The organism is Blautia sp. CGZ-1-C1, from assembly GCF_056504575.1.
Map to the genome: position 1 here is coordinate 1 of NZ_JBWLUT010000101.1, position 20,525 is coordinate 20,525.

14 protein-coding genes and 1 tRNA gene are annotated in these 20,525 nt (G+C 41.8%); 1 reads left to right on the forward strand and 14 read right to left on the reverse strand.

Features of this window, described 5'->3' with window-relative positions:
- Positions 1–769: 769 nt before the first annotated feature.
- From AC058W_RS08925 to fba, 9 genes are all read right to left on the reverse strand, one after another.
- A complete protein-coding gene (locus AC058W_RS08925) occupies positions 770–1,306 on the reverse strand; it encodes a nitroreductase family protein (RefSeq protein ID WP_117844006.1) in 537 nt (178 codons plus the stop codon).
- 60 nt (positions 1,307–1,366) lie between these two features.
- The gene (locus tag AC058W_RS08930; RefSeq protein WP_117844005.1) at positions 1,367–2,806 is read right to left on the reverse strand and encodes a L,D-transpeptidase family protein; all 1,440 of its coding nucleotides are present in this window, start codon (positions 2,804–2,806) and stop codon (positions 1,367–1,369) included.
- Between the two features lie 149 nt (positions 2,807–2,955).
- Positions 2,956–4,665: a type 2 periplasmic-binding domain-containing protein gene (locus AC058W_RS08935; RefSeq protein ID WP_243009549.1), complete on the reverse strand. Its 1,710-nt coding sequence runs from the start codon at positions 4,663–4,665 to the stop codon at positions 2,956–2,958.
- Positions 4,662–6,434, reverse strand: coding sequence for a cache domain-containing sensor histidine kinase (locus tag AC058W_RS08940; RefSeq protein WP_243009548.1), 1,773 nt, complete (start codon positions 6,432–6,434; stop codon positions 4,662–4,664). The genes AC058W_RS08935 and AC058W_RS08940 overlap by 4 nt, the downstream gene beginning before the upstream one ends.
- Complete coding sequence (locus AC058W_RS08945; protein WP_117844004.1) at positions 6,331–7,869, reverse strand: response regulator transcription factor; 1,539 nt, start codon at positions 7,867–7,869, stop codon at positions 6,331–6,333. Before AC058W_RS08945 ends, AC058W_RS08940 begins: the two co-directional genes overlap by 104 nt.
- Before the next feature lie 117 nt (positions 7,870–7,986).
- Positions 7,987–8,826, reverse strand: a complete 840-nt coding sequence (locus AC058W_RS08950; protein WP_117844003.1) for a carbohydrate ABC transporter permease — start codon at positions 8,824–8,826, stop codon at positions 7,987–7,989.
- Positions 8,826–9,680: a carbohydrate ABC transporter permease gene (locus AC058W_RS08955; protein WP_117844002.1), complete on the reverse strand. Its 855-nt coding sequence runs from the start codon at positions 9,678–9,680 to the stop codon at positions 8,826–8,828. Before AC058W_RS08955 ends, AC058W_RS08950 begins: the two co-directional genes overlap by 1 nt.
- An 86-nt stretch (positions 9,681–9,766) precedes the next feature.
- Positions 9,767–11,041 carry an ABC transporter substrate-binding protein gene (locus tag AC058W_RS08960; RefSeq protein ID WP_117844001.1) on the reverse strand — a complete coding sequence of 425 codons (1,275 nt, stop codon included), beginning with the start codon at positions 11,039–11,041 and terminating at the stop codon, positions 9,767–9,769.
- A 224-nt stretch (positions 11,042–11,265) separates the two neighbouring features.
- Positions 11,266–12,129 (reverse strand): class II fructose-1,6-bisphosphate aldolase, encoded by an 864-nt coding sequence (gene fba / locus AC058W_RS08965; RefSeq protein WP_117844000.1) that lies wholly within the window; start codon positions 12,127–12,129, stop codon positions 11,266–11,268.
- A 233-nt stretch (positions 12,130–12,362) separates the two neighbouring features.
- Here fba and AC058W_RS08970 point away from each other — a divergent pair.
- A tRNA-Tyr gene (locus AC058W_RS08970) sits at positions 12,363–12,444 on the forward strand.
- A gap of 196 nt (positions 12,445–12,640) precedes the next feature.
- On the opposite strand, the gene AC058W_RS08975 is transcribed toward AC058W_RS08970, so the two are convergent.
- The 5 genes from AC058W_RS08975 to AC058W_RS08995 form a co-directional block, all read right to left on the reverse strand.
- Positions 12,641–14,746 (reverse strand): glycoside hydrolase family 13 protein, encoded by a 2,106-nt coding sequence (locus AC058W_RS08975; protein WP_334295140.1) that lies wholly within the window; start codon positions 14,744–14,746, stop codon positions 12,641–12,643.
- A 581-nt stretch (positions 14,747–15,327) separates the two neighbouring features.
- Entirely contained in the window at positions 15,328–17,178 is a 1,851-nt protein-coding gene (gene ftsH / locus AC058W_RS08980; protein ID WP_117677065.1) for an ATP-dependent zinc metalloprotease FtsH, read from the reverse strand.
- 16 nt (positions 17,179–17,194) lie between these two features.
- Complete coding sequence (gene hpt, locus AC058W_RS08985) at positions 17,195–17,725, reverse strand: hypoxanthine phosphoribosyltransferase (protein WP_117677066.1); 531 nt, start codon at positions 17,723–17,725, stop codon at positions 17,195–17,197.
- Positions 17,718–19,151 (reverse strand): tRNA lysidine(34) synthetase TilS, encoded by a 1,434-nt coding sequence (gene tilS / locus AC058W_RS08990; RefSeq protein ID WP_243009829.1) that lies wholly within the window; start codon positions 19,149–19,151, stop codon positions 17,718–17,720. The genes hpt and tilS overlap by 8 nt, the downstream gene beginning before the upstream one ends.
- A gap of 19 nt (positions 19,152–19,170) precedes the next feature.
- The coding region (locus tag AC058W_RS08995) for a SpoIIE family protein phosphatase (RefSeq protein WP_479389989.1) at positions 19,171–20,525 on the reverse strand (1,355 nt) is incomplete at its 5' end.

The following is a 20,525-nucleotide window of genomic DNA, read 5'->3' on the forward strand; positions in this document are numbered from 1 at the left end:
TCTGTTTTTCTTTGTCAAGCACTTTTTTAAGTTTTTTTCAAAGTTTTTCGGACTCTTTCGATTTCTCGAAACGTTCCCCAGATGTATGACTGTCAGCTCTGTTCAAGCGACTTGATTACTTTAACATGTTTGTTTTAAGTTGTCAAGCACTTTTTTTAATTTCTTTTTTCTTTCAGAAATCTATTTAAATTGTTTTTATCTTATAAACAATTATTTCCGACAGCTCATCTAATATAACACCGAAAAACCACAATGTCAACAGTTAATTTCATAATTTGACAAACTTTTTTATTTCCACCTTAGAGCGTGTTTCAAACACACTCCAGGATTCACCCAGTCCACATCAGACATTCATCCCATCTGACACCTGAATTCCATCCCTCCGCCCTCATCCAACCCTGCCCTACACACAGCACCCACATACCATATATACACAACACCCCAGCTTTTCCGTCCCATTCATACTATATATAGGAAACTTTTCTATTTCGCAAAACCAACAAACCACCATACCCATTCTCCTTCAGCCGTTTCAGTCACAGCCAACAGCCAGCAAGCTCAAATCATTCTCTTCGGCGACATTTGCAGGGTCTTTAGAAAATCTTAGCCCCGGAAAATCTGCGTTATTCGCAGATCACTCACTGTCTGAGCGCAGCGAGTTTGAGTTATCTGCGAATGCTTTTAGCTGATTTTCCGGGGCTTAGCTTTTCTTAAGACCCGAAACCGAGCCGAAGAGAATGATTTGAGCTTGCGTCCACTTCAGCTGATCTTACAAAAACTTCACTATCTCTTCTGTATCCTTCCTCTTTGGTCGTCCAGGCTCTTCCCCCGGAACGCCTACCGCAATTACCGCAACAACTGTCTCCGTTTCCGGAACAGAACAAAATTCTCTGATCTTATCCGCATCCCTGATCCCCATAATAAGAGTTCCATATCCCAGTTCTTCTGCCTTTAATATCAAGTTCTCATTCTGCAGTCCGAGATCATAGCATCCCCATCCATTTCCAAGTTCATTATCCGCAGTTCCATCTTTTTGAAAACCAGCTCTGTTATGTACGAAAGTACTGACCAGCAATACTGCATTCTCACATTTACCTGCATTCATTTCCGACAGACATTCCCGTCTGAACTGATCCACATCCTTCGTATCCATAATACAGTAATAACGTCCTGTCTGAGAATTCTTCCATGAAGGCGCCTCCTGAGCAGCTTTTATCATACTCAGAATTTCATCCTTAGTCACAGTATTCCCCTCTGCGTATTTACGAACACTCCGCCTCTTTTCAATCAGATTCTGAAATTCCATGTTTGTACCTCCTCTATTCTTTCTCTTTGATCAGACAGACGAAATCCATCCTATATATCTTTAATAAATAATAATAGGATATCCTCCATCTATCGTATTATATATCAATGCTGCCTGATCTTCCGGCAGATTGATACATCCATGACTTCCATTTCCTGTCTTATATCTGTTTCCTCCAAATGCAGACTGCCAGGATGCATCATGAAGTCCCTGCCCATAAACAAATGGCATCCAGTATTTCACGTTCACTGCATATCCATATTCATCACTACTTAACGTAAACGGGCTTGCTTTATATGCTATTGGCCATGCACCTCTGTATGTCTCACGTTCTGCTGTCGGCGCGCCGCTGACAATATCTGTTTCTGTAACCAGCGCACCATCTTTATACAGCCATAAATGCTGTGAATCAAGACTGACTTCTATATAACTGCCTGCCAGATCATCTGTTCCGTTTCTCTTCATGCCACTGCTGCTGTACACCGGCTCTCTGGATATATTTTCACCACTTTTAAGATCTTCAAGAAGCTGTGTCAGCTCTGCATCCTGATCGATCCTGTATCCATATTCATTATCAGAAACTGTCACATCTGTTCCCAGCGATGTATGAAAGGCACGTGGAACATAAATCGTATTATATTTGTTCGCCATATTCGATATGTAGTCTGCCACCGCATCCTTATCAAGGCTGATACCACTGTTTTTGATTTGCAGCCAGGAACTGATCGTATCTGATTCCAGCACCTGTGTTTCCTCACCAAACAGATAAGTAACTGTTGTACTGCGGTATTTTTTCAGCAGACTATTTAATTTCTTTACCTTCTGTTTCATTTCACCAGATTCTTCAATATCCGGCTGGCGGTAAACTTCTTCACCCAGATTGATCTTCACATCAGATGCAAGCAGTTTAGTCTTAAAATTTTTCTCCAGAGTTTCCTCCACATAGTTAAGCAGCCTGTTTTCATCAATCTGATTTCCCTGAACCTGTTTAACCAGAATATATTTTTTCTTCTTTTTACTGTATCTAATATGGGCATCCGCTGATTCTGTTCTTTCTTTATTATCGAAGTTCTCTGCTGCCAGAGCTGTCTTTTCCTGATTTTCATTCTTAATGATCTGATAATCAATTGTATAATCTTTCTCAGATGCAAAGAGCCTGAAATCCTGACTCCTCTCCTGTTGCAGTGTTTCCAACTCATTTCTCAGACTGTCCTGCTCCAGGCTGTATCCAAGCTGAGCCATAGAAACACTGTAAACATCCTCTCCATCTTCATGGAATATTATGTTTTTGTTATGAAATGCCTCATTTATCTTCTGCTGTGCTTTCTCTGCTGTAAGCTTTGACACATCCAAACCATATATGGAAATCTTCCGTCCCAGAGTTTTGGTATCGATCATATGTATATAGGCAAATAAACCAATTCCTATAGACAATACTGCCGCAATGCAGATTCCCAGAAGCAATTTCCATGTCCTTTTTGTGATCGTCTTTTTCGTCATAGTTTCTTCCCCTGCTTTTGTTATATTTTTGTAACTCTTCATCAACTGTTGTAAAGATACTGAACAGTTACATATTTTCATTTTATCCAATGCTTATTATATAAAAAGAAACGAAAGTATCTGTAACTCATACTTTCGTTTCTCGTTTTCTATTCATCGCAGTTATCTCGGATATTCTGCAAAAGCTGAGTTCCTCCCTGGGCATACCACTCCTGCACAAATTCATCGAAATAGGATAATGGCTGCCGTCCCATAATAATCTGGATAAATGCATCTCTTTCAAGAGTCTGAAGCATCTGTGGCACCTCAAGATCCGAAGTTTCCAGGTAAATTTTACCCGGTGGCTGATAGTGGGCCTCCACCAGTACTCCTACTGCTGAAATCCTTGACTTGTAAGCAGCCCAGTCCTCCCCTGTAACATTTTTACCTTTTAGATAATTCATACAGGCTGAATAATAAGATTTCTCAATGGCACTCAGTTCCTCCTCCCGCATTTTCCCTGCAATAACTTTCTGCATATCCTCCGTTACCTTATAAGTAGCCTCATTATAATCTACATTGATCACCAGTGGTCTTGCTGTAGGATCTACATTCAGGGCAAAATAACTGTTGACTTCCTCTGCATCATCTGCTTCATACCTGGTATAGTCAAACAGTACACTGAGTATTTTCATCACTATTTCCGGATGTTCATATCCTTTCCTGACTACCACATATTTATTATCACGAAATGAGGCATAGGTTTCCGATGCAGTCTTCATATCTGCCGGAAAATAATAAGGTTCCCAGTCTGATTCCGGATTCTTCTCATGTTCTTCCATCAAAGGATTGTTAGGGGTCCACCAAAGTCCGAAAAACGCTCCACATTTTCCGTTAACCACCAGATCCCTGAGATTATTAGAAGCCCGGAGTGCAAAGTTCTGATCCAGGATTCCACGTTCATACAGCTTATTCAGATATTGCAGTGCGTCTTTTGTCTCTTCTGTCAGTGAACCGTAAACAATCCTTCCATCCTCACTTCTCTGCCATCTCTGAGGATTAGCCCCAAATTCCTGAAAAACAGGATCTACTGAATAGCTGCTGCTGGTAGTCCCCACCAGAGAAGTATCACATACCAGACCAATAGGATTTTCCCCATCTTCTGCTCCCATACGGTTTTTCTGAAATTCCTCTATTATATTAAATGCATCTTCCAGAGATTCCGGCTCTTCAAGCCCCAGCTGTTCCATCCAGTCTTTTCTGAGCCACAGCAGACACGGGCCATGATCGATAACAGTCTCCGGCATTGCCATCAGCCTTCCGTCATAGCGTACAGAATCCAGAAGTTCAGCTCCATAGCTGTCATACATTTCCTTGATCTTATCAGAAGTACAGCAGTTATACACATCCGTCAGATCTTCCACAAGATCGTTTTCCACCATTTCATCCAGCGTATTTTTGTCAGAAATCACCATCACATCAGGCAGGGTCCTGTCCTTGATGAGCACATTTACAAATTCATTATATCTGTCCTCACTTTCCATATAAGTATTCTCATTCTGAATATTCAGCATCTCTTTCAGATATCTGGTATAAGCATTATCCTCATAAGTAGCACCCTGAGGCATATTTGAATTATTTGCCCCACTCATCTGTGCCAGAGTATAGGTCACTGTTTCCGGATATCTGTCATAAGGTGTTGTCTGCGCCTTCTCCCACTGCTCAGAATCTTCCTGTGTCATCCTGCTTTGTGTCTTTGATCCCTTCACTTTATCTTCAGATGTTTTACTACATCCTGCTGTTACGATCAGCCCAGCCATGATACTCACCAGAAATATCATCTTATATCTGTTGTTTTTGCCGCTTTTCTCTGCTCTCATGATATTTCTCCTTTCGGGATCCTCATCTCTACCCTGGTACCTTCGCCCACTTTACTCAAAATGCGGATAGTATAATCCTTTCCATACAACAGGCAAATACGGTCATTGACATTTTTCAGGCCATAACCTTCTGCCTGATACATGATCAGCCGCTGTGCCACCTCCTGCTCCATGCCAAGTCCATTGTCCTCCACTCGCAGGAGCACATCACTGCCATTATCCAGAAAAGAAAGTTTCAGGATTTTTTCCCCTTCTTCCTTCACATCCAGACCATGTTCCAGAGCATTTTCCACCACCGGCTGCAGAATCAGTTTCGGTACTTTTTCTGTTTTCACCTGTGGATCAATGTTCCATTCGATCTGAAAATCATTATCATGCATAACAAGCTGTATAGACAGATAGGCCTGGATATTGCGGATACAATTCTCCACTGTGACCATATCTTCCCCTTTGCTCAACGCTGTACGATAAAACGTAGATAAGTCCAATGTAACTTTACTAATCTCTTTCTGATCACTTCTAATAGCCATCCAGTTGATAATAGATAAAGAATTATACAGGAAATGAGGATTGATCTGTGCAGTCAGAGCCTTCAGTTCAAATTCCTTCAGTGCAATCTTATTCTCATATACTTCACTGATCAGCCTGTCGATTTCCCCCATCATCCTTCGGAAGCTGCGGATCAGAAGTCCCACCTCGTCTTCCGAATCACTGTAAACTGTAACTTCCCTGATGCCATGGTTCACCTGATCCATATTTCTTGTAAGCTGTTCAATCTTCCTGGTAAACAATCTGGAAAAAACCAGTCCCAGGATAAAAATGATCAGTACACATCCTATGATCAGAGGTATCTCTGTCAGCAACATCTGATATACTGACTGTTCAATGGATTTTCTGGTCTTGTACAGATAAAATTCCCATCCTGTATCCCTGCTGATGCTGCTTACAGATACATAATTCTTCTGCACGGCTTCCAGCACTTCCTGAGAATCTGTCTTATCTGCCAGATCATTCTCCTGTATTTCCTCTCTGCGGTACAAAATATTTCCTGATTTGTCCAGAACCATTCCTCCGGATTCCTCTACGATCACATTATTCAGTGGTTTAAAGATCTTATTGTAATCCAGAGTAATGCATAAAACAGCCTCCAGTTCCTTTCCGTTGTAAAGTTGTCTGACTGCCACGATTTCCGGCTTTTCGGTATTCACCATCCACTGCACCTGCACATCATCAGTGAGAGAATCACACCACCATTCCTGCTTCATCTCGCTTAAAGGCACCAGTGTATATTCATGGCGAACCTTAATACTCTGTGCAAAAAGCTGAATCTGTTCAATAGCATCATGATATGACTTCGGCACAGTCAGAAGAGGATCCACAATATAGGTATATTTCTCATATGCCATATAATTATCCATACTTTTCTCATTAATCACCTCTTCAATGTCCGGTGAGTACGTAAGATAGTTGAGCAGGCTGGTAAAAATCTCTATCTGGCTGTCAATGCTCTCCCTGGTCTGTTCCAGAATGGAGGATGTATCCTCCAGTTCATTGTGCCGTACCAGACGGCTCATGCTGATATGGCTGTATAAAGCAAGTACCGTCATAGGAACCAGGCTTGCGATCACAAGGAGGATCGTCAGCTTATGACGGTACTTCATATCCCTAAATTTCTTTCGGATGTTCTTCATCTTCACCTGTTCCTTTCCTGTAGGATTCAGGACTGCTGCCATAATATTCCCTGAAACTACGACAGAAATAAGATACATTGGAAAAGCCTACCTCTTCGCTGACCTGCGCTACCTTCATATTTGTACCACACAGAAGTTCCTTGGCTTTTTCCATACGGAACACCCTGATAAAACGATTCAGGTTCATCCCTGTCTCTTTCTTAAAAATAAAGCTTAGATATCCTGAAGAAAGGTATACCTTCTCCGCCAGCATCTCCAGACTCAGATCTTCTGCATAATGCTGGTAAATATAATTCTTCACTGATGCCACTTCATTTCTGGATTCACTCATAGACCTCTCCAGAAAAGCTCCGTACTCCTTAATATTTTCCTCTGTAACCTTAAGGATCTGAGAAATATCAGTGCAGTTATACAGACGATCGATTTCTTTATCCAGACGCCTTTCCTCTGAAAACTGTGTTTCCTCGAAAAGTGCCTGGATCACATTGGAAAACACAAATTTTATATACATGGCTGAAAACTGTGTACTTTCTTTATATTTATCAGCCAGACATTTAAAATGGATCATCAGTTGCTCCAGATCCCTGCGGCTGATATCTTCGGAAATCCTCTGCATCAGCTGTGAATCCTGCGCAGACCTGTCTACATGACGGAATTCCTCTTCTTCATTGGTAAATACATGATTTTCAGGATGATAGAAACGCTCCTCCATCTGCTGTTCCAGTTCTGCCAGGATTTCCGGCAGAGCTTCACACCCTTCAAACTTTCTGCTGACAGCCAGATGAAAACTCCCCTGATACTGACGTTTCATAATAGAATAAAGATGATTTGCCACCAGCACATAGTCACAGTACACATCATTAAACAGAAGCAATGACTGCCTGCCATTCAGATTCAGATAAAAAAATACTCTGCGCAGTTCCTTCTGAAGATTCTCTACCAGATCATCATCTGCTGTATCAAAAAATGCCTGTGAAGATTCTATCAGAATCCCACAGTGCCACTGATTCCATTTCTCCAGGTCCACCATATCCCTGGCTTTCTCCAGAATTTCTTCTTTTCCTGCATAAATGTAATTCTGCAGAAAATACTGCTGTAGGAAATCCTGTTCTTTCTGACTGCGGATTTTGTTATTTTTATTTTTTTCAATTTCCTGTTTTATTTTGCCGATAGTTTCATGAAAAATATCCGGATCTACCGGTTTCAGTACATATTCCTTTACTCCATACCGGATAGCTTCCTGTGCAAAAGTAAAATCATTATAACCACTGAATATCACGATCTGCAGTTCCTCATTTTCTTCCTTTGCACGCTTCGAAAGTTCCAGCCCGTCCATGTGCGGCATTTTTATATCTGTGAGAAGCAGATCAATATTTTCACTGCGCAGCACATTCAATGCCTGTTTCCCATTGGATGCTTCTAAAATATGAAAGTCCCCTTCTTCTCTGGAAAGAAGAAATCTGATTCCCTCTCTCTCTATCTTCTCATCATCAACAATTAATACATTATACATATGCGTCCCCCGCCTTATTTTTACTGTACTCCGATAATCCACCCCGGATATATCGAAAAGCAAATAAAGATAGCCCGGCAACGGAACTATCTTTATCCTGCTGATAACTCTATTTTATCATCCCTTTACAGCGCCTGCAACAACACCCTCAATAATATATTTCTGGCATACCAGGTAAACAATAACGATCGGGATAATATCGATCATAATACTTGCCATCATCGGTCCCATCTGTACATGACCGAAGCTTCCGCGGAAGTACTGTACTGCCATAGGAATGGTACGGTATTTCTTAATATCCAGTACCAGGGTCGGCAGAAGATAGTCATTCCATACCCACATCAGCTGAAGGATTGCAGTGGAGATAATGGTAGGCTTCAGGATTGGAATCAGGATCTTGAAAAATACCTGTAACGGATTACATCCATCGATCAGGGCAGCCTCTTCAATTTCCAGTGGGATTCCCTTTACAAAACCGGTGAACATAAATACTGCCAGTCCTGCACCAAATCCCAGATAAATAATACAGATATTATAAGGAGTGTTCAGTTTCAGTGTATCTGCCGTCTTTGCCAGAGTGAACATAACCATCTGGAAAGGAACTACCATACTAAATACGAACAGATAGTATAAAATCTTGGAAAGCGCTCCATTTACACGGACAATATACCATGCACACATAGAGCAGCACAGCAGGATCAGTACTACTGACATAACTGAGATCACAAGGCTGTACCAAAAAGATTTCAGGAAATCCATCTGTGTTACGCTGGCTACATAGTTTGTAACTCCATTCCATATTTCACCCAGAGGAAGTTCAAATACTCCTGTAGTTGTAATGGCTGATTCCTTTTTTAAAGAGTTTAAAAGGATCAGTATAATAGGATAAATCCAGAGAAGGGACAGTATGGTTAATATAATTGTAGGAATAATACTTTTCTTTTTATTGTTTTCCATTACTGCTGTACCTCCTTAGATGATGTTGCTTTAAGCTGAATCAGGGCAATGGCTACAACCAGAATAAAGAATACTACCGCTTTTGCCTGACCGATTCCCTTCCACTGTGGTCCGCTTCGTGCATAGAATGTATCATAGATATTCAAGGCAAGGAGCTGAGACTGCTTGGCAGGATCTCCACCTGTAAGAGAAAGGTTCTGGTCGAACATTTTAAATCCATTTGTCAGTGTAAGGAAGGTACAGATTGTAACAGACGGCATGATCATCGGTATTTTAATCTTGAACAGAATCTGTCTGGATGTAGCTCCGTCAATCTGTGCCGCTTCGATAAGATCAGGTGAAACATTATTCAGACCTGCCACATAAATGATCATCATATATCCGATCTGCTGCCAGCACAGAAGGATCAGCATACCGATAAATCCGTTCTTTGCAGACAAAGCCAGCAGCGGTTGTCCCCATTTGGATAACAGACCATTTAATAAGGTCTGCCAGATGTATCCAAGAACAATACCACCGATCAGGTTTGGCATAAAGAATACAGTTCTGAATGCATTGGTGCCCTTGAATCCCTTTGTCAGCGCCAGTGCAATGGCAAATGCCAGAACATTGATCAGAATACTGGATATAAAGGCAAATGCTACAGTCAGCCAGAACGCATGGCTGAAAGTATTGTCAAGTAATATTTTCTGATAGTTTGAAAATCCTACAAAAGTAACATCCTGCACTGTGGTAAATTTACAAAATGAAAGGTAAATTCCCCAGATAAACGGCCACAAAAATCCAATTATAAATGCAGCCAGTGTAGGCAGGACGAAAATTGGCCACCACTTTTTGATTGTTTTTCCTACCATGGTAAATCTCTCCTCTTCTTCCCATTCTCTGCTTAGAATCTATAAAAGGGAGACAGGAATCTCTGCCTCCCTTATTTTTTAATTCATTATTCAGAAAGTGCCTTCTCTGTTGCCCAGTTGTCAACAAACGCACTCTTAACATCATCCCAGGAACCTGATCCTGCTGCATATGCTGTAAGAGCAGATCCAAGAGAGTTTTTCCACTCTTCAGATGGCATTGTTGTGAAGTTCCATGATACAGGTGTCAGACCAGCTTCTGTATACTCTGCATCCTGTTTTACAAATACGTTGCTTGGTGCCTCTGCTGTTTTGAAAGGAATTGTGAATCCCATATCTTCAGCCATGGATTTTGTTCCTGCTTCAGAGGTTACACACCAGTTCATGAAATCAAGTGTTGCTTTTACATCAGCTTCAGATGCATTCTTATTTACACACCAGTAATTCTCTGTACCAGTTGCAAGACCTTCGTTTGCATCATCTACACCAAAGTAAATCGGGATCATAGCCAGCTCATCATCTTTGAATGTTTTAGCAAGTTCACTATATTCCCAGGAACCATTCTGATAGAATACTGCTTCACTATTTACAAATTCATTTCTGGAGTCATCTGCAGTTTTTGCAGAAAGCTCAGAACCGTCACAGGTAGAATCTGTAATGTAAAGATCAAATACATTCTTGTAGTTATCAAGGTATGTACCTTTGATCGCATCTGTATCATCGATTCCGTCTTCTTTGTACTCATAGTAGATTGGAAGGTTTGCAAGATGTGTTTTAAATCTCCAGTCAGAGGATCCGTCCATACCTGCGGAAGTAAATGCTCCCTTAATTCCCAGATCATCTTTTTTGCTCTGGATATCATCAGCAACTTTCTTTAAATCATCAAAGGATTTAATATCGTCCAGAGTATATCCTGCTTTTTCAAGTAAGGTCTTATTTACGATCAGACCATAGGATTCGATTACATATGCGATTCCGTCCACTGCATCTCCATCCTTTAAGCTGTAGGAATCAGATGTCAGCTGTGAGTAAATATCGGAATCTTTCAGGTCATAGCAGTAATCTTTCCAGTTTTTCAAGCCAACCGGTCCGTTTACCTGGAATAAGGTAGGAGCATCACTCTTTGCCATTTCTGACTGAAGTGTTGTCTCATACTGTCCGGAAGCTGCTGTAACAACAGTTACCTCTGTACCAGTTTCCTCTGTGTATTCTTTTGCCAGGTTCTGCCAGTCTTCATCCTGCTCTGGTTTGAAGTTTAAGTAATAAACCTTTCCAGCGTCATCAGCCATTGCCGGTACTGCCGGGATCATAGTTGCTGCCATAAGTACTGCCATTCCCATTGCTGTTACTTTCTTCATCTTCATAATCGTTTTCTCTCCTTTTCCTATGACGTTTTCTGTTTCTTAACTTGAGTATATTGTAAATTTTTCAGCAGGATTTCGCCATGATAAAAAATCAAGAAACATGATAAATTTTTCAGATATTGATTTTTTTATATATACATTTTTTATGTCATAAAAAGAAGAAAAAAACAGACCCCGTCAGGTCAATCCTGTCAGAGTCTGTTCTCTCTTTATGCCTTTATGTCTCAGGCTTTGTCTACTGATCCGAATAATTCCATTTTCTCTTTAACAGTAGCTTTGATTGCTTCGAAGCCAGGTGCAAGAAGTTTACGAGGATCGTATCCTTTACCCTGCTGATCTTTTCCTTCTTCGATGTATTTACGTGTAGCTGCTGCGAAAGAAAGCTGGCATTCTGTGTTTACATTGATCTTGGATACACCAAGGTCGATAGCTTTCTTGATCATATCTGCCGGGATACCTGTGCCACCGTGAAGTACCAGAGGCATCTCTCCTGTCAGTTTCTGGATTGCATCCAGAGTCTCAAAGCTTAATCCTTTCCAGTTAGCCGGATATTTTCCGTGGATGTTACCGATACCAGCTGCAAGGAAGTCAATGCCAAGGTCTGCGATCATCTTGCATTCCTGAGGATCTGCGCATTCGCCCATTCCTACAACACCGTCTTCTTCACCACCGATGGAACCAACTTCTGCTTCCAGAGACATTCCATGGTCAGCAACGATCTTAACAAGTTCTTTAGTTTTTGCAACGTTCTCTTCGATCGGATAATGAGATCCGTCGAACATGATGGATGAGAATCCTGCTTCAACGCATTTTAAGCATCCTTCATAGCTGCCGTGGTCAAGGTGAAGAGCTACAGGAACTGTGATGTTCAGTTCTTCCATCATTCCGTTAACCATACCAACAACTGTTTTATAACCAGTCATATATTTACCAGCACCTTCGGATACACCAAGGATTACAGGAGAGTTCAGTTCCTGAGCTGTTAAAAGGATAGCCTTTGTCCACTCAAGGTTGTTGATGTTGAACTGTCCAACTGCATAATGACCAGCTTTTGCTTTTTTCAGCATTTCTGTTGCGCTTACTAACATGATAAATTCCTCCTAATCTGTAGTAACTGTTGTTCTTTCCCAGTCACTCTAATCAATCTTTGATATGGAAGTAAATCTATATCCAGATATGGTTATCTTACCAGATTTCTGCTTTTTCGTCTACCATTTTGCTAAAAAAATGACAAACAAAATTAGACGGATATAATTTTTATTTTTGTAAAAAAAGTTCTTGCATTCTTTGTCTGTTTCATATATAATAAATTTCGGTTCAAGGATGGATTCCCGAGTGGCCAAAGGGGGCAGACTGTAAATCTGTTAGCAACGCTTTCGAAGGTTCGAATCCTTCTCCATCCACTAAGGTTCAGACAATTGTCTGAACCTTTTTTGTATTTATTTGTAACTATTCAGCAGTCTACTATCCCGCGAGGTGTGTGAACAGTAACAAAGATACTATTGAAAACAGAAGGAACAATAACAGCAGCAAAGGCAGTCTCTTATCAAAAAAAGAAACTGCCTTTGCTGCTATTCTATATCTTCACTGTTTTTTCTATTAATTCTTACGATGCAATACCATCGCGCCAAATGCCGGCATAGTAATCTTTAATATTCCGGCGGTGGCTGTATATTCTTCCGGCTCCTCCGTGAATCCTTCTGCGGATGTCACAACAATCCTCTTAAGCTTCGTATCTGCAAGACGACTGATGCCTGCCTGCCATAACTGAATTTCCACGTCGCGGCTCTCTGCCTGGTTATTTATGATCACGATCATCTGCTCTTTTCTTGAAAATCTTGCATAGCAGAGTCCCTGATAATCATTCCAGAGGAATCCCAGCGAACCTGTCTTTAATACTTCATAGTTCTTATGGATACGGATCATCACTCTGTGGAAATCAATCATCTGATAATCCTCACGTCCCCATGGATACGTACGTCTGTTATCCGGATCTGTAAATCCGCAAAGTCCTGCTTCATCTCCATAATATACTGTCGGTGCACCCGGCCATGTCATCTGGATGGCAACCGCTTCACGCATAACTGCCGGATTTACACCCTCTGATGCAGCTTCTGCGCCTGCATAAGAAATTCGTCCGACTTTGTGATTCGTTCTGGTCAGGAATCTGGAATGGTCATGGTTTGATAACTCGTTCATCGCAGACTGAAGAGCTGACATATGAAGGGATCTCATATGAGTTTTCATGGCTCCGATAAATGCCTCACTGTTTCCAAGCAGATCCTCACGATATTCATCACTATGTTTCTCCATACCTGTCAGAAACCATGTCAGTGGTTCCATAAACGCATCATAGTTCATGACTGTATCCCATTCATCACCCTTCAGCCAGCCTTCCGGATTTCCATAATGTTCAGCCAGAATAATCGCATTTGGATTTGCAGCCTTCACTGCTTTTCGGAAATCTTTCCAGAACTGATGGTTGAAGTCATTACTGTGTCCTAAATCTGCTGCCACATCCAGTCTCCATCCATCTACATTGTAAGGTGCTGATACCCATTTCTGTCCAATACGCAGGATGTAATCATACAATTCCCTGGAACCTTCATAATTTAACTTAGGCAGCGTATCATGTGCCCACCAGCCATCATATGTGGTATTATACGGCCAGGCATTCTGATCATTAAAAGAAAAGAAGTTACGGTACGGACTGTCTGCTGAGATATAAGCTCCTTTCGGATATCCTTCCTGATTCTCGTAAATACGCTCTCTGTCCAGCCACTTATTGAAGGAACCACAATGGTTAAATACACCATCCAGGATAATCTTCATTCCTCTTCTGTGAATCTCTGCTGTCAGCTTGGCAAACAGCTCATTGCTGGCTTCCAGATTCTTCTTGTCGGTTACACGCTTAATATATTTCCATGCATGGGAATTATCACTGTCATCTCCGATAAGGATTCCTTCATCACAGTCTTCTACAATCCTGCCGTAATGAGGATCTACATAGTCATAATCCTGGCAGTCATATTTATGATTACTTGGAGAGACAAAGATTGGGTTCAGGTAAATAACCTCAACACCCAGATCCTGCAGATAATCAAGTTTATTCATAATTCCCTGCAGGTCACCGCCGTAAAATTCACGCACACCCATCACTGCCGGAATCTTATTCCACTGTTCTACCTGTACACTCTTATCTCCAATATAATGATATTCTCCGGTTACAACATCATTGGTAGGGTCTCCGTTTAGGAAGCGGTCTACATAAATCTGGTACATAACCGCACCTTTTGCCCACTTCGGTGTATCAAATCCCGGATAGATCTCGAAATCCATTCTGCCTTCATGCTTCGTACTGATTCCAATGTTATTATAATAGCAGGTTACCCAGCCATACTGTATCTCAAAATAATAACGGAAGATGTCTTCTCCAATGGTTACCTGGGCAGAATAATAATCGAATCCGTTCTCTGTCTCGCAAATCTCCATCTGCACACGCTGCTCCTGGCTTACCAGATATACAGAATCTACATTATTTCTCTGGGTACGGAATTTGATCGTTACTGTATCTCCTGCCTTTGGTTCTGCAGGTGTTCTGTAATATTCTGTTCCGTCACTGAAAAGCGCCTCTTTATTAAACACAGGACGCATATTCAGGATGTACTGCATTCTTTTTTTTATATCTGCTTTTTCATGTTCCATTTCCGTCCAGTCCTCTCTGTCATTTATCATTTTATTATTTTATCCTAAAATAAACCATCTGACAACCATCTGTTTTTCCCAAAAATACTTATCTATTCAGTGATTCTGCACAAGTATATCTTCATTCATTTCTTTGATTATATATTTTTTCTCTCCGATATTCCATGAAAATCCACATGTTTTTATATTTTTCGCAGTTTATCCTTGTGATATTTTCACAAATCCGATATAATGCAGCTATAATTAATTATTATTTTCGGTACAAAAACCTGTTTCCGAAAGTGAGGACATCGTATGAAAAAGATTATTTCAGGAATTAGCAGACAGTGCCATGTATATGGTAAAAAAATCAGGAAAAGACAATATCGTCTTTTCCTGGGATATCTGCTTATCAGCGTATTTTTAAGGCAGTAAAAAAGCCAGCGGGATAAGCTGGCTTTTTTGGAGAAGGTATTTCTTCTTATGGGGTGTAGCAAAAACTATATAATGTATTGGGGGGTTTTTACGATTTATATAATAGCATGAGGCAAGGAAAAAGTGTGCACAAACTTCACAAAATTCGGCACACTTTTTTGTATATATTATATATTGCTATTTTCTGTTTCGTTTTCTTCTGTTGTAAAAAGTGCTTCAAATTCGTCTCTGTGCACCTTTTCCTTCTCGAGAAGAAGCTTTGCACACCTGTGAAGAACGTCCTCATGCTCCAGAATAATCTTCTTCGCCTGGTCGTGACATTCACCGATAATACGGCGGATTTCTTCGTCAATTGCCTTGGCTACGTCTTCACTGTAACTTCTGGTATGAGCCAGGTCTCTTCCGATAAATACTTCATCATCGTCATCACCATAAGAGATCAGACCTAGTCTGTCAGACATACCATATTTCATTACCATGCTTCTCGCAGTAGCTGTCGCACGTTTGATATCGTTGGATGCACCCGTCGTAATATCCCCAAAGATAATCTCTTCTGCCACACGTCCACCTAACAAAGTCGTGATATCCTGCAGCATCTGTCCTTTGGTATTAAACATCTCATCATTATCAGGAAGCGGCATGGTATAACCGGCTGCACCCATTCCTGTCGGGATAATGGAAATCGTATAAACAGGATCCATGTCCGGAAGTACATGGAAAAGAATCGCATGTCCGGATTCATGGTAAGCTGTAATTCTCTTCTCTTTCTCAGAGATTACTTTACTCTTCTTCTCTGCACCGATACCGACTTTGATAAAAGCTCCCTTAATATCTGACTGAAGGATAAATCCTCTTCCCTGTCTCGCCGCTTCGATAGCAGCTTCATTCAGAAGATTCTCCAGATCAGCACCTGTAAATCCGGCTGTTGTTCTCGCGATCTGAGCCAGATCTACATCCTCTCCAAGAGGCTTATCCTTGGCATGAACGCGAAGAATCTCCTCTCGTCCCTTCACATCCGGACGTCCTACTGCAACCTTACGGTCAAAACGTCCCGGACGCAGAATAGCAGGATCTAAGATATCCACACGGTTAGTCGCTGCCATTACAATGATTCCTTCATTTACGCCAAAACCATCCATCTCTACGAGAAGCTGGTTCAATGTCTGCTCTCTCTCATCATGGCCGCCGCCCATACCGGTTCCACGCTGTCTTGCGACTGCGTCGATCTCATCAATAAAAATAATACACGGTGCATGGCGTTTACCTTCTTCAAAAAGGTCACGCACACGTGATGCACCAACACCTACAAACATTTCCACAAAGTCTGAACCGGAAATGGAGAAGAACGGAACTCCAGCTTCTCCGGCTACCGCTTTTGCCAGAAGTGTTTTACCTGTTCCGGGAGGGCCTACAAGCAGCACTCCTTTTGGAATTCTTGCACCTACTTTTGTGTATTTCTGCGGAGATTTCAGGAAGTCTACCACTTCCACCAGATCTTCCTTCTCTTCCTGCAGACCTGCAACCTTGTCAAATGTCACTTTCTTATTATCATCCGGGGATGACATTCTCGCGCGGCTCTTTCCAAAATTCATCATCTTGGCATTTCCACCGCCGCCGGCTGACATCTGACGGTTCATCATCATGATCAGAAAGATCACAAGTGCCCCTGTGAGAAGAACAGGAAGCAAAGTTGTCAGAAATACATTATCTCCAGGCACATCCTGAGTTGTAACATCAATATCGTATTTATTCAGCAGTGAGATTGCCTCATTGACATCTGTCACATAGACCTTTCTCTGACCGGAATCAGTGGTATCCACGATCACTGCACCGGTAGGAACTTCTCTGTTCTGCTGAATCGTTGCATCAACCACCTTGTTGTCTTCAAGAGCCTGTTCCAGCTGCTTTTGTGTGTAACTGCTCTGTGAAACCACCTGGTTATTCAGATAGAAATATCCAGCTACCAGAGCAATGATCAGCACCAGATACAGACCAATTCTGCTTGGCTGTTTGTTCACTTAGTTAAATCTCCTTTCAGTCTTCCCCCAGTTCCACTACTCCGATAAATGGAAGATTCCTGTACTTCTGCGCATAGTCCAGACCATATCCTACTACGAATTTATCCGGAATATTGAAGCAGCAATAATCAACTTTGACATCTTTGACTCTGCGCTCTGGTTTATCCAGTAATGTACAGAGACGGATGCTGTTTGGATTTCTCTGTTTCAGAATCTCAATAAGATAGCTTAATGTTCTTCCTGAGTCAATGATATCCTCTACGATCAGAACATCTTTGCCTTCCAGTGGCTGGTCAAGGTCTTTGACGATCTTTACAACACCGCTGGACTTTGTGTCGTCGCCGTAGCTGGATACGGACATGAAGTCAAGAGAAACCGGTACAGTAATTCTTTTGGCAAGTTCACATGTAAAGAATACACCGCCTTTTAATACACAGATTAAATGAATCTCCTTACCTGCATAATCCTTGCTGACTTTTGCTGCGATCTGCTTAATACGGGAATCAACTTCCTCTTCGCTGAGTAAAACTTTGATTTTCTCACTCATTTTGATATCCTCCTTGGTAATTTAATACTAACACCTTCCTGGTTTGGGGGTTAATTTTATACCTCTCATTCATCCGGCTTCCAACCATCCACAGAACCTCATTCTCACACACGACCAGAGGAATTTTCTCTCTCTGATCTGCCGGGATTTTCGCATCGATCATACAGCGATTGAGTTTCTTTGTGTTTCCCTGCGCATTGATGATCATGTAATCTCCGGTTCTTCTGGTTCGAATACACGGATTCTTTTTTATTTTATCATAATCCAGCCATTTCGTATACTTTTTTTCTTCAATCTTCTGTCCTTCATATAAAAATATTTCTGCTGAAAAAGTCCCCAGCGGACAGATAGCCTTTCCCGGAACTATAAGTTCCCACTCTTCTGTTTTCCTTTTTCTTCTCTCTTCTTTATTCAGAAGATAAAGTTTCACGCCATCATAATCTTTTCTTGCCTCCATACAATAGGGCAGGCTGATTTTTCTTCCCGTCTGCATTTCGTAAAGTGCAAGAACCTTCTCATAATGGACTGCGGATATGTCTTTCCGCCTGCCTGCCAGGTTTTCCATCGCCTGCTGTAATGCATAGGTCTGGATAATCTGAGGCTGCACAAAGAATTTTTCTGTAAAATAATATCCTGTATCCGTATGGAATTCTTCCAATATCTGAAGACTCTGGCAAGTAAGATATTCCTCAGCCTGAGAAATCCTCTCCGCTGTTTCAGACATATGTGCCACTGCTTTCGCATTTATTTCCTGCTCCAGCATAGGAAGTATATGATGACGGATCCTGTTTCGGGTATATTCATCTGACAGATTCGTGCTGTCCTGGATATGTGGAATACTCTCTTGCTCTAAATACCGGGCAATTTTTCCTCTGCTTAAACATAAGACCGGACGAATGATCTCTCCTGCCACCGGGCGCATCGTGCAAAGTCCGCGCAGACCGGTTCCGCGACATAAATTATGGATCATGGTTTCTGCCAGATCTTCCTGATTATGCGCCAGTGCGATTTTAACTTTCCTGTCTTCTGTATCGTTGCCCGGATTATTTTCTTTTTTCCACTTTTCTCTATAAAAAGAGATTTCTTTGCCAAAGGCTTCTTTTCTGACAATTCTTCCAGTCTCTTCTTCACCCAGTTTCCATTCCCTGCTCAGTTTCGGCACATCATAATAGTGGATACTGCATGGGATTTGCCATTCTTTGCAGATCTTTTCCACAAATCTGCTGTCTCTGTCAGCTTCTTGTCCACGTATTCCATGATGTACGTGAACAACCTTCAGTGAAAAATCCACTTCCTCCTGCAATTCTCTTAAAATATGCAGCATTGCCATGGAGTCACTTCCTCCTGATACACCTGCCAGAATCATATCTTTCTTTTTAATCATCTTGTTTTGCTTTATGTAAGCAAGAACTTCTTTCTTCATCATTTATCCTTTTTATGTTTATTTATTTCTTCCACACCCCGGCAACCAGAACAGTCATGTCATCTCTTGCATGGTAATCACTGTACCCCAGCACCCGCTCCAGGATTCCTCTGCCGAAATCCTTCGGTGATTCTTCATGGACATCCATGATGATCTCCTTCATGGTTTCTTCCTCTTTCTGGTCTGGAAGTGCATCCAGCACTCCATCTGTCATCATGATCAGGTAATCTCCATGATAAAGCTTTCTGGATGCCGTCTCAAAATCAATCTGCTGCACAAGTCCTGCTGCCAGGCTTTCCGAAGTGATTGACTCCACCCAGTGATCTCTTTTTATAAAAGTCGATGCCGCCCCTGCCTTCAGAAAATTGCAGATTCCAGTATATAGGTCCACTGCACATATATCTACTGTGGAAAACATGCCATCCTGGCCTTTTAATACCAGAGCGGAGTTGACCATTTTTGCAGCTGTTTCCTGGGAAAACCCAGATTCCATAAACTGCTCCAAAAGCTCTACAACTGTTTCACTCTCCTTACATGCCTCCATCCCTGAACCCATGCCGTCAGAAAGACACATCACAAATCTGCCCCCATCTTCCTGTCTGCACACATAATTATCTCCGGAAATTTTTTCCTCTTCTCTGGTCAGCCTGGCTGCCCCGTAAAGAACCTGGTAACTTACATCTTCTATAAAATGAACTGTATGGTATTCTCCATTTACAATGCATCGGCTTCCATTTACAGGTACCATGGAACTTTCGCAGGATTTTGAAAGAAGCTGCGCAATCTCTGTCATGGAAATACACTGCCCGCTTCTGGCACGCATGGTGAGAAAAACCTGTCTGCGGCCTTTCACCTTATCCATCATCCATGCCTGACGAAGAATCACATGATTTTTTCTCAGGCTCTTGCGAAGGTCTTCCTCGAATTGTGGGGTGCACCGCTCCAGATCATACAGATCACTTGCCACATTTTCCATGATTCTGGAAACCTCCATCAGCTGCTGTGCCACCGCCAGTCGATTCTCGATCATCCGGTTATCCCATATCAGGTTCTGCTTCTCTCTCTGGAAGTTCTCCGCAACAGCTTCATAATACTGTACAGAACGGGGACATATGCTTGTCCAGTCAGCCCGGATGCTCCGAATATCATCCTCGTTTCCGCTCTCCATAGACCGCACCAGCGCTTCCACGCCTTTGCATAGTTCCTGTTTATGTTCACCCCAGCAGATTTCCCTCTGATAGCATCTGTAGCAGACTTTGGCATTTGTATCCTCCATGATCCGCTCAACCTGCCTGCTGCTCAGGTAATCTCTGCGATATGGCATTCCATAAAAAGTATCTGCCAGTTTCTGAAAAGATGCTGCGTATTTCTCTACCC

Bases quoted from the DNA above. Each gene is read 5' to 3' on its own strand.
- AC058W_RS08925 (WP_117844006.1), bottom strand. From the start codon at position 1,306: ATGGAATTTCAGAATCTGATTGAAAAGAGGCGGAGTGTTCGTAAATAC.
- AC058W_RS08930 (WP_117844005.1), bottom strand. From the start codon at position 2,806: ATGACGAAAAAGACGATCACAAAAAGGACATGGAAATTGCTTCTGGGA.
- AC058W_RS08935 (WP_243009549.1), bottom strand. From the start codon at position 4,665: ATGAGAGCAGAGAAAAGCGGCAAAAACAACAGATATAAGATGATATTT.
- AC058W_RS08940 (WP_243009548.1), bottom strand. From the start codon at position 6,434: ATGTATCTTATTTCTGTCGTAGTTTCAGGGAATATTATGGCAGCAGTC.
- AC058W_RS08945 (WP_117844004.1), bottom strand. From the start codon at position 7,869: ATGTATAATGTATTAATTGTTGATGATGAGAAGATAGAGAGAGAGGGA.
- AC058W_RS08950 (WP_117844003.1), bottom strand. From the start codon at position 8,826: ATGGAAAACAATAAAAAGAAAAGTATTATTCCTACAATTATATTAACC.
- AC058W_RS08955 (WP_117844002.1), bottom strand. From the start codon at position 9,680: ATGGTAGGAAAAACAATCAAAAAGTGGTGGCCAATTTTCGTCCTGCCT.
- AC058W_RS08960 (WP_117844001.1), bottom strand. From the start codon at position 11,041: ATGAAGATGAAGAAAGTAACAGCAATGGGAATGGCAGTACTTATGGCA.
- fba (WP_117844000.1), bottom strand. From the start codon at position 12,129: ATGTTAGTAAGCGCAACAGAAATGCTGAAAAAAGCAAAAGCTGGTCAT.
- AC058W_RS08975 (WP_334295140.1), bottom strand. From the start codon at position 14,746: ATGGAACATGAAAAAGCAGATATAAAAAAAAGAATGCAGTACATCCTG.
- hpt (WP_117677066.1), bottom strand. From the start codon at position 17,725: ATGAGTGAGAAAATCAAAGTTTTACTCAGCGAAGAGGAAGTTGATTCC.
- tilS (WP_243009829.1), bottom strand. From the start codon at position 19,151: ATGATGAAGAAAGAAGTTCTTGCTTACATAAAGCAAAACAAGATGATT.